The organism is Pseudomonas putida NBRC 14164, from assembly GCF_000412675.1.
Lineage (GTDB): Bacteria > Pseudomonadota > Gammaproteobacteria > Pseudomonadales > Pseudomonadaceae > Aquipseudomonas > Aquipseudomonas putida.
The window spans coordinates 5,047,118-5,056,721 of the sequence record NC_021505.1 but is presented as its reverse complement, the minus strand read 5'-3'; the positions used below and the strand labels follow the sequence as shown (position 1 = coordinate 5,056,721).

Below are 9,604 nucleotides of genomic sequence, written 5' to 3'. Positions count from 1 at the left end.
GGGCAGGAAGCAACCAGAGGCTTTCTGGGTTAATCCTTTTGTAGGTAAACCTCAGCGAAGCCCCAGCCGGCGGGCCAATCGGCTCAAGTTTGCGCGGTCCAGGCCCAGCTCGCGCGCGGCTGCCGCCCAGTTGTCCTGGTGGCGTTGCAGGCAGGCTTCGATCACCTGGCGTTGGTAGAGGTCGACCGCTTCGCGCAGGCCGCCTTCAGGTAATGCTGCCACCTGGAGCGGGGCTGCGGGGGAGGGCAGGGACCCCGGTGTTGCCGAGGACACGCGCAGGTCCAGGTCGATTGCTTCGAGTGTGAGGATGCGTGGCCGATCGGGGTGTTGGCCCAGTGCCTTGAGGGCCGAGCGGCCGATCAGGTGTTCCAGTTCGCGCACGTTGCCTGGCCAGTCGTAGGCCAGCAGCGCGGCTTGGGCGTCGTGGCTCAGTCGCAGGCTGTTCAGGCCCAGGCGCGAACGGTTCTGTTCGAGGAAGTAGCCAGCCAACAGCAGTACATCTCGACCACGTTCGCGCAAGGGCGGCACGTGCAGCGGGTACACGCTGAGGCGGTGATAGAAGTCGGCGCGGAAGTTGCCGTTGCGCACTTCTGCTGCCAGGTCACGGTTGGTGGCGGCAATCAGGCGCACGTCCACGCGGTGCTCGCGGTCCGAGCCCAGGCGTTGCAACTGGCCGCTTTGCAGCACACGCAGCAGCTTGGCCTGTACGGTGAGTGGCAATTCACCCACTTCGTCGAGGAACAGCGTGCCGCCGTTGGCCAGTTCGAACTTGCCGCGGCGCTCGCCGTGCGCACCGGTAAAGGCACCGCGTACATGGCCGAACAGTTCGCTTTCTACCAGCGTGTCGGGCAGGGCGGCGCAGTTCAGGCTGACCAGCGGCTTGTCTGCGCGGCTGCTGGCCTGGTGCAGGGCAAGGGCCACCAGCTCCTTGCCGACCCCGGTTTCGCCGGTGATCAGCACGGTCAGGTCGCTGCCACCGACCAGGCGGATCTCCTCTACCAGGCGCTTGTGCGCCGGGCTCTGGCCAATCAGTTCTTTATCCTGGCCGCTGGCCTGGCGGTAGATCTCGGCGCGGTGGTGTTCGTCCTCGGCGCGCAGGGCCAGGTGCTCGATGCGCTCGGCCACGGTAACGGTGGCGGCGGCCAGGCTGGCGAAGGCCTGCAGGGCATCCAGTTCCAGGCTCTGGAACTGCCCGGGGGTGAGGGCGTCGAGGGTGACCAGGCCCCAAGGGCGCTCATCGACCATCAACGGGCAACCCATGCAGTCGTGCACTTCAAGGTCGGCATCCGGGGCATTGACCAGGCCATCGTAGGGGTCGGGCAGTTCGGAGTCGCTGGCAAAACGGGTGGGCTCCGGGCGGCTGAGCAAGACCTGGAACCGTGGGTGCTCGCTGACCCGGAAGCGCCGGCCGAGGGTGTCGGGGCTCAGGCCATCCACTGCCAGCGGTACCAGCCATTCACCATCCAGGCGCAGGAGCGCGGCGGCATCGCAAGGCAGCAGGCCGCGCATGGCCTGCAGCAGGCGCCGATAGCGCTCCTGGTCGGGCAAATCGCGGGACAGGTCGCTGACCAGGGGCAGCAAGGCGGTGAGCAATGGCTTTGTGGTCATAAAGACTCCAGTGGGTCGTTATGACTATACGCCGGGGTGAGTCGTTTTGACATGACTTGTGTCAAGCCCCTGATTTTGCTGGCGATAAAAGTTGGCACGATTGCTGAAATGGCTAGGGCAGTCATTTGAAGCCACAGGCTCAGGAGTTGTCGCAATGCTCAATGCCGAACAACGTGCAATCATCAAGGCCACTGTACCCCTGCTGGAAAGCGGCGGCGAAGCGCTGACCACCCACTTCTACAAGATGATGCTCAACGAGTATCCCGAGGTCCGTCCACTGTTCAACCAGGCCCACCAGGCCAGTGGTGACCAGCCGCGGGCCTTGGCCAACGGCGTGCTGATGTATGCCCGCCACATCGATCAGCTCGAGCAACTGGGCGGCCTGGTGGGGCAGATCATCAACAAGCATGTTGCCCTGCAGATTCTGCCGGAGCACTACCCGATCGTTGGCAGCTGCCTGCTGCGCGCCATCGAGGAAGTGCTGGGCAAGGAAATCGCCACACCTGCGGTGATCGATGCCTGGGCCGCGGCCTATGGCCAGCTGGCCGACATCCTGATTGGTGCTGAAGAAAACCTTTATAAACAGAAGGAAGACGCCGAGGGCGGCTGGCGCGGTACCCGCGAATTCCGCCTGGTACGTCGCGAGCAGGAAAGCAGCGAGATCGTCTCGTTCTACTTTGCCCCGGTAGACGGCAAGCCGGTGCTCAAGGCCGAGCCAGGCCAGTACATCGGCCTGAAGCTGGACATCGACGGTGCTGAGCAGCGCCGCAACTATTCCCTGTCGGCGCTGTGCGATGGCAAGGAGTACCGCATCAGCGTCAAGCGCGAGGCGGGCGGCAAGGTTTCCAATTACCTGCACGATGAGCTGGTGGTGGGCGATACCCTGCAACTGTTCCCGCCTGCGGGTGACTTTACCCTGGCTGCCAGCGACAAGCCGCTGGTGCTGATCAGCGGGGGCGTGGGCATCACGCCGACCCTGGCGATGTTGCAGGCAGCGCTGCAGACCCGGCGCGAGGTGCATTTCATTCACTGCGCGCGTAACGGTGCGGTGCATGCCTTCCGTGACTGGGTCGATGGCCTGGCGGCGCGTCATCCGCAGCTCAAGCGCTTCTACTGCTATGCCGAGGCTGCGGGTGGCGCTGAGGCCGATGCCATCGGCCTGCTGAGCGAGGACCTGCTGGCCGAGTGGCTGCCGCCGGAGCGTGATGTGGATGCCTACTTCCTTGGGCCCAAGGCCTTCATGGCGGCGGTGAAGCGCCAGTTGAAGGGCCTGGGTGTGCCGGAGCAGCAGAGCCGCTACGAGTTCTTCGGGCCGGCGGCTGCCCTGGAGTGATGTCACGCCTGTACCGGCCCCTTCGCGGGCCTGCCCGCTCCCACAGCTACTCAACAGTTTCAGATGCTGTGGGTACCTGTGGGTGCGGGCAGGCCCGCGAAGGGGCCGGTACAGGCACAAATGTGTATCCCAGTCACAGTACTCCTTCCTGCCTATATATAAGGAGAGATGAAAAGCGCCTGCTCAGCTTTCATCTTTAATCCTCCTTTAATCACGGTATCCTTCACTCCCGGGTGTCGAGGGGCTTGCCCCTGCGCGGCACCCGGGCAGCCGTTTTTTTGCCGCCCAGCGTTGAACCGACGTTGTTGCGGCCGGTCTCAGCCACACCGGATAGCCCTGCGCAGTGCTATCACGCTGCTTCCTCGGCACGCTCAAAGGCCCTGCCCAGCGTGTAGACTTGCGCTCAGGCAGGCGGACCACGCTGCCACTATCCATCGAAGGAACCGGCAATGAACGAACAAACATCGCGCCTGAATCGGGAACGGCGCTTTCTGGTGCTGTTGGGCCTGATCTGCCTCTCGCTGATCGGCGGCGCCCTCTACATGCAAGTGGTGCTGGGCGAGGCACCGTGCCCGCTGTGCATCCTGCAGCGTTACGCGCTGCTGTTCATTGCCGTATTTGCCTTCATCGCCGCGGCGATGCCCGGGCGCCGCAGCCTGACCTTCTTCGAGGCACTGGTGGTGGTAAGCGCAATTGGCGGAATCATTGCGGCCGGCAACCATGTGTATATACTCGCCAACCCCATGGTCAGCTGTGGCATCGATACCCTCCAGCCGATCGTTGACGACCTGCCTCTGGCCAAACTCTGGCCGCTGGCATTCCAGGTCGACGGCTTCTGCAGCACGCCGTACCCGCCGCTTCTCGGCTTGTCGCTGGCGCAATGGGCGCTCGTGGCGTTCGTGCTGACCGCCATCCTGGTTCCGCTCGGGATCTACCGCAACCGACGCCAGGCTTAGACAAAAGTCCTGAATTGCATGTGGTCTTTTACACCGCATGAGAAGAGGGAAAAGTCGCTCACCGCTTGATCCAGATCAACCACGAAGCCTTGCAGAATGCGGCTTTGAGGCCTAGCAAGCGGGGTGCGACAAACTGTCGCGAAGTTGAATTATCGAGCAGCATTGTTACGCATTCTGTAAAAGACTGTTGCTCAATAAGTCATAGTCAAGGGTTGGCGACCTCACTACAATCGCCCCCAATTTCCGTTCGGCACTGCTTGCGAGTCGCAGGATTGAAGGAAGCCCCAGCGCTCCTTTTTGCTGACTTCGTCAAGTTTCGCCCAACGGCGATACCGGGCGGACCCCCCTCCGCGTTTTCCCGCACCAAATGGACTTGGTCTGAAGTACAGGCCTGTTGCCTACGAAACCATAAGCACCGCTAACACGCTTGAAGCCAAGGTCCTGCAGTCGGACCCCAGGCAGGAGCGAGTACGGGCGCAAAATGCCTCACTTGGCAGGACGAAGTGTTGGCTACCAAAACACAAATTGCATTGAAGCAAGCTGATCTAGAGGTCGTGAGATGAGTAAAAAGCGTTACCCCAGACTGTTTGGCATATTGCCCTTTTTAGGCATGCTTTTACTCAGTGGGTGCAACTGGACCCTGCTCGACCCGAAGGGCCAGGTCGGCATTGAGCAAAAGAACCTGATCCTGATCGCTACCGGCCTGATGCTGCTGGTGGTCATTCCTGTGATCATCATGACCCTGGCGTTCGCCTGGAAGTACCGTGCTTCCAACAAGGCAGCCACCTATACCCCTGACTGGTCGCACTCGACCAAGATCGAGGCTGCGGTGTGGATCATCCCGATCCTGATCATCATCGCCCTGGGTTACGTCACCTACCACTCCACCCACAAGCTGGACCCTTACCGTCCGCTGGACTCGGACGTGAAGCCGATTCAGATCGACGTGGTCGCACTGGACTGGAAGTGGCTGTTCATCTACCCGGAACAGGGCATTGCCACCGTCAACAAGATCAACTTCCCGGCTAATACCCCGGTGAACTTCCGTGTCACCTCCGACGCCGTGATGAACTCGTTCTTCATCCCGGGCCTGGGTGGCCAGATCTACGCCATGGCCGGCATGACCACCAAACTGCACCTGATCGCCAACGAAAACGGTGTGTTTGACGGTATCAGCGCCAACTACAGCGGTGCTGGTTTCACCGGCATGAAATTCAAGGCTACTGCCACTTCCCAGGCCGACTTCGATGCATGGGTCGCCGAGGTCAAGCAGTCGCCGTTGAAACTGGGCAAAGCCGAGTACGAAGCTCTGGCCAAGCCTAGCGAATACAACCCAGTCGCGCTGTACAGCGAGGCGCCAGCAGAGCTGTTCCAGTCCATCGTCGACAAGTACGAAGGCATGAACCGCGGCAAGCCGGTCCACGAAGAAGCAGGCAGCAAAGATCTGGCCACAACCAAGGGTGTGGAATCGAGTATGCAACCAGCTGCCGGTGCAGAGGAGTAAGAGATGTTCGGTAAACTAAGCCTGGAGGCGATACCCTATCACGAGCCGATAGTCATGGTGACGCTTGCCATGATCGCGCTCGGCGGTATCGCTGTCGTCGGTCTTATCACCTATTTCCGCAAGTGGACCTACTTGTGGAGCGAGTGGCTGACTACTGTCGACCACAAAAAGATCGGCGTGATGTACATCATCGTCGCGATGGTCATGCTGCTGCGCGGCTTTGCCGACGCCATCATGATGCGTACCCAGCTGGCTGCCGCTACCGGTGGCTCCGAAGGCTATCTGCCGCCTGAACACTATGACCAGATCTTCACCGCTCACGGTGTGATCATGATCATCTTCATGGCGATGCCGTTCTTCACCGGCCTGATGAACCTCGCGGTTCCTCTGCAGATCGGTGCACGTGACGTTGCCTTCCCGTTCCTGAACTCCCTGAGCTTCTACCTGCTGCTGGCAGGCGTGCTGCTGGTCAACATCTCGCTGGGCGTTGGTGAATTCGCCAAGACCGGCTGGGTTGCCTATCCGCCGCTCGCAGGCATCCAGTACAGCCCTGGGGTAGGTGTCGACTACTACATCTGGGCGCTACAGCTATCCGGATTGGGTACGACGCTTACCGGCGTGAACTTCCTCGTCACCGTGATGAAGATGCGCGCACCTGGCATGAAGCTGATGGACATGCCGATCTTCACCTGGACCTGCACCTGGGCCAACGTACTGATCGTTGCTTCGTTCCCGATTCTGACTGCTGCACTCGCTCTGCTGACTGTTGACCGTTATCTGGACTTCCACATTTTCACCAACGAGCTTGGTGGGAACCCGATGATGTACGTCAACCTGTTCTGGGCGTGGGGTCACCCTGAGGTGTACATCCTGATCCTGCCGGCCTTCGGCGTGTTCTCGGAAGTTACCTCGACGTTCTCTGGCAAACGCCTGTTCGGCCACCACTCGATGATCTACGCATCGGGCGCGATCGCCATCCTCGGCTTTGCGGTATGGCTGCACCACTTCTTCACCATGGGTGCCGGCGCCAGCGTCAACACCTTCTTCGGCCTGGCGACGATGCTGATCTCCATCCCGACCGGTGTGAAGCTGTTCAACTGGCTGTTCACCATGTACCAAGGCCGTGTGCGCTTCACCGCACCGATGCTCTGGACCCTGGGCTTCATGGTCACCTTCTCCATTGGTGGCATGACCGGCGTACTGCTGGCCGTTCCAGGTGCTGACTTCGTTCTGCACAACAGCCTGTTCGTAATTGCGCACTTCCACAACGTGATCATCGGTGGCGCGGTATTCGGCTACATCGCCGGTTTCGCCTTCTGGTTCCCGAAAGCCTTCGGCTTCACCCTGAACGAGAAGTGGGGCAAAGCTGCCTTCTGGTTCTGGCTGTCGGGCTTCTACGTTGCGTTCATGCCGCTGTACGCCCTGGGCTTCATGGGCATGACCCGTCGTCTGAACCACTCCGACAACCCACTGTGGGAACCCTACCTGTACGTAGCCGTTGTCGGCGCCGTGCTGATCCTGTTCGGTATCGCTTGCCAGCTGATCCAGATCTACGTGTCGGTTCGCGACCGCAAAGACAACATGGACGTCACTGGCGACCCATGGGGCGGCCGTACCATCGAGTGGTCCACTTCGTCGCCACCTCCGTTCTACAACTTCGCTCACATGCCTGAGAAAGTTGGTCTGGACGCCTGGCACGAAGCCAAGGAAGCCGGTGTTGCGTACAAGGTTCCGGCCAAGTACGAAGCGATCCACATGCCGAGCAACACCTCCACCGGTCTGTTCATGGGTCTGTTCCTGACCGTGTTCGGTTTCGCCTTCATCTGGCACATCTGGTGGCTGGTGGGCGCGAGCCTGTTGGCAACCATCGCAGTCTTCGTTCGCCACGCTGCACGTGACGACCAGGGCTACATGGTTCCGGCCGAAGAAGTGGCGCGCATCGAAGGCGAGCGTATGAAAGCGCTGGCCAAAGCAGGTGCTCTGCCTGCCGGCGCACGTGTCGAATCGTTTGAGCGGGTGTAATCAATGTCCAGTCAAGTAATGCACGGCGGCGCTGCTCATGGTCACGACCATGGGCATGACGACCACCACCACGACTCGGGCCAGATGACCGTACTGGGTTTCTGGCTGTACCTGATGACCGACTGCATCCTGTTTGCGTCGCTCTTCGCCACCTACGCGGTGCTGTCCGGCAGTTTTGCCGGCGGCCCGTCGGGTCATGACATCTTCCAGCTCGATTTCGTAGCTGTTGAAACGCTGTTCCTGCTGCTGTCCTCGATCACCTTCGGCTTCGCCATGCTGAAGATGTTCGATGGCAAGAAAGCCGGCGTACTGGGCTGGTTGGCTGTGACCTTCCTGTTCGGTGCGGGCTTCATCGCGATGGAAATCTATGAATTCCATCACCTGATCAGCGAGGGCTTCGGCCCGCAGCGCAGTGGCTTCCTGTCGGCGTTCTTCGCCCTGGTAGGTACCCACGGTCTGCACGTGACTGCCGGCCTGATCTGGATGGCAATCATGATGTACCAGATCAACAAGCATGGCATCACGCCGACCGCCAAGACCCGCATGAGCTGCCTGAGCCTGTTCTGGCACTTCCTGGACGTGGTCTGGATCTGCGTATTCACCGTCGTTTACCTGCTGGGGGTTCTGTAATGGCTAGCGCACACGACACTCATCACGAAGGTAGCCACGGCAGCGTCAAGTCGTACATGATCGGCTTTGTCCTGTCGATCATCCTGACCGCGATTCCGTTCGCGCTGGCGATGACTGCCAGCCTGCCGAAGAACCTGACCGTTCTGATCATTGTTGCCATGGCCGTGATCCAGGTAGTGGTACACCTGGTGTACTTCCTGCACATGGACCGCTCGAAAGAGCAACGCAACAACGTGTCGACGTTCCTGTTCACCGTGCTGGTAATTGCACTGCTGGTCGGCCTGTCGCTGTGGATCATGTTCAACATCCACATCGAAATGATGGCCAAGTGAGGTAAGACTGCATGTCCGTTAAGCACTTTATCCAAATCACCAAACCGGGGATCATTTTCGGTAACGTGCTTTCCGTGGCAGGCGGTTTCTTCCTTGCCTCGAAGGGCCATGTGGATTTCGCCTTGTTCCTGGCGGTGGTGATCGGTACTTCGCTGGTGGTTGCGTCCGGATGCGTGTTCAACAACTGCATCGACCGTGACATCGACCACAAGATGGAGCGCACCAAGAACCGCGTCATGGTGCAGGGCGGCATGTCGCTGCCCCTCGCGCTGATCTACGCCACCCTGCTCGGGGTGGCGGGTTTCAGCCTGCTGTATGTCCAGGCCAACCCACTGTCGGCGTTCTGCGCAGCTGTAGGCTTCATTGTCTATGTCGGTTTCTACAGCCTGTGGCTGAAGCGTAAATCGGTGCACGGCACCTTGGTCGGCAGCCTTTCGGGTGCCATGCCTCCGGTGATCGGCTACTGCGCCGTTAGCAACAGCTTCGACCTGGCTGCGGTAACCCTGCTGGTGATGTTCAGCCTGTGGCAGATGCCGCACAGCTTTGCCATCGCAATCTTCCGCTTCAAGGATTACAGCGCTGCCAACATTCCGGTCCTGCCGGTGGCACGTGGCATCCTGGCGGCGAAGAAGCAGATCGTGCTGTACGTGCTGGCCTTCGTGCTCGCCACCTTGATGCTCACCCTCGGCGGTTACGCCGGCCTCGGCTACCTGGCCGTGGCAGCTGCCATGGGCCTGTACTGGCTGTACATGGCCTGGGGTGGCTACAAGGCCGAGGACGACAGCAAGTGGGCCCGCAAGGTGTTCGGCTTCTCCATCCTCACCGTTACTGCCCTGAGCGTGATGATGGGTGTGGACAGCCAGACCGCTGCGGACGTGCTGATGACTTACGCACGCTGATACTGCTGCCTGTTTCACGAAAACCCCGGCCATGTGCCGGGGTTTTTTATGAGTGTTTATCTGTGCCGGCCCTTTCGCGGGCTTGCCCGCTCCCACAGGTACGGCGCAGGTCCCAGGGGCTGCGGGTAACCCTGTGGGAGCGGGCGAGCCCGCGAAGAGGTCAGCGCAGGAAAACATAAATCCTGGATTTTCAAAAAATACTTCTGAAAAGATCTAACAAAACAGGATTTTGTCCTTTACAGCTATCATGTTTCGGCATTATCTTCTGACCCAGGCCGCCACATCGGCCAACGTCGCTCGGACGGTTCCGGGCGCTTACG

At 60.3% G+C, this 9,604-nt stretch carries 8 protein-coding genes; 7 read left to right on the top strand and 1 reads right to left on the bottom strand.

Going from position 1 to position 9,604, the window contains the following annotated elements:
• Window positions 1-51: 51 nt before the first annotated feature.
• Window positions 52-1,608, bottom strand: coding sequence for a nitric oxide reductase transcriptional regulator NorR (gene norR, locus PP4_RS22515; RefSeq protein ID WP_016501433.1), 1,557 nt, complete (start codon window positions 1,606-1,608; stop codon window positions 52-54).
• Window positions 1,609-1,762: 154 nt separating this feature from the next.
• Between norR and hmpA the strand changes: the two genes are divergently transcribed.
• The 7 genes from hmpA (at window position 1,763) to cyoE (ending at window position 9,284) form a co-directional block, all read left to right on the top strand.
• Window positions 1,763-2,941, top strand: a complete 1,179-nt coding sequence (hmpA, locus tag PP4_RS22510; RefSeq protein ID WP_016501432.1) for an NO-inducible flavohemoprotein — start codon at window positions 1,763-1,765, stop codon at window positions 2,939-2,941.
• A 449-nt stretch (window positions 2,942-3,390) separates the two neighbouring features.
• Complete coding sequence (locus tag PP4_RS22505; protein ID WP_016501431.1) at window positions 3,391-3,897, top strand: disulfide bond formation protein B; 507 nt, start codon at window positions 3,391-3,393, stop codon at window positions 3,895-3,897.
• 559 nt (window positions 3,898-4,456) lie between these two features.
• Window positions 4,457-5,401, top strand: coding sequence for a ubiquinol oxidase subunit II (cyoA, locus tag PP4_RS22500; protein WP_016501430.1), 945 nt, complete (start codon window positions 4,457-4,459; stop codon window positions 5,399-5,401).
• 3 nt (window positions 5,402-5,404) lie between these two features.
• Window positions 5,405-7,423 (top strand): cytochrome o ubiquinol oxidase subunit I, encoded by a 2,019-nt coding sequence (gene cyoB, locus PP4_RS22495; RefSeq protein WP_016501429.1) that lies wholly within the window; start codon window positions 5,405-5,407, stop codon window positions 7,421-7,423.
• A gap of 3 nt (window positions 7,424-7,426) precedes the next feature.
• On the top strand, window positions 7,427-8,053 hold the full coding sequence (cyoC, locus tag PP4_RS22490) for a cytochrome o ubiquinol oxidase subunit III (RefSeq protein WP_016484942.1): 627 nt from the start codon (window positions 7,427-7,429) through the stop codon (window positions 8,051-8,053).
• Window positions 8,053-8,385: a cytochrome o ubiquinol oxidase subunit IV gene (gene cyoD / locus PP4_RS22485; RefSeq protein ID WP_016501428.1), complete on the top strand. Its 333-nt coding sequence runs from the start codon at window positions 8,053-8,055 to the stop codon at window positions 8,383-8,385. Before cyoC ends, cyoD begins: the two co-directional genes overlap by 1 nt.
• Before the next feature lie 11 nt (window positions 8,386-8,396).
• Complete coding sequence (cyoE, locus tag PP4_RS22480; protein ID WP_016484944.1) at window positions 8,397-9,284, top strand: heme o synthase; 888 nt, start codon at window positions 8,397-8,399, stop codon at window positions 9,282-9,284.
• The last annotated feature ends 320 nt before the right edge of the window (window positions 9,285-9,604 follow it).

What these genes read in the sequence shown, in the direction of transcription:
- norR (WP_016501433.1), bottom strand. Translation starts at nt 1,608, where the DNA reads ATGACCACAAAGCCATTGCTCACCGCCTTGCTGCCCCTGGTCAGCGAC.
- hmpA (WP_016501432.1), top strand. Translation starts at nt 1,763, where the DNA reads ATGCTCAATGCCGAACAACGTGCAATCATCAAGGCCACTGTACCCCTG.
- PP4_RS22505 (WP_016501431.1), top strand. Translation starts at nt 3,391, where the DNA reads ATGAACGAACAAACATCGCGCCTGAATCGGGAACGGCGCTTTCTGGTG.
- cyoA (WP_016501430.1), top strand. Translation starts at nt 4,457, where the DNA reads ATGAGTAAAAAGCGTTACCCCAGACTGTTTGGCATATTGCCCTTTTTA.
- cyoB (WP_016501429.1), top strand. Translation starts at nt 5,405, where the DNA reads ATGTTCGGTAAACTAAGCCTGGAGGCGATACCCTATCACGAGCCGATA.
- cyoC (WP_016484942.1), top strand. Translation starts at nt 7,427, where the DNA reads ATGTCCAGTCAAGTAATGCACGGCGGCGCTGCTCATGGTCACGACCAT.
- cyoD (WP_016501428.1), top strand. Translation starts at nt 8,053, where the DNA reads ATGGCTAGCGCACACGACACTCATCACGAAGGTAGCCACGGCAGCGTC.
- cyoE (WP_016484944.1), top strand. Translation starts at nt 8,397, where the DNA reads ATGTCCGTTAAGCACTTTATCCAAATCACCAAACCGGGGATCATTTTC.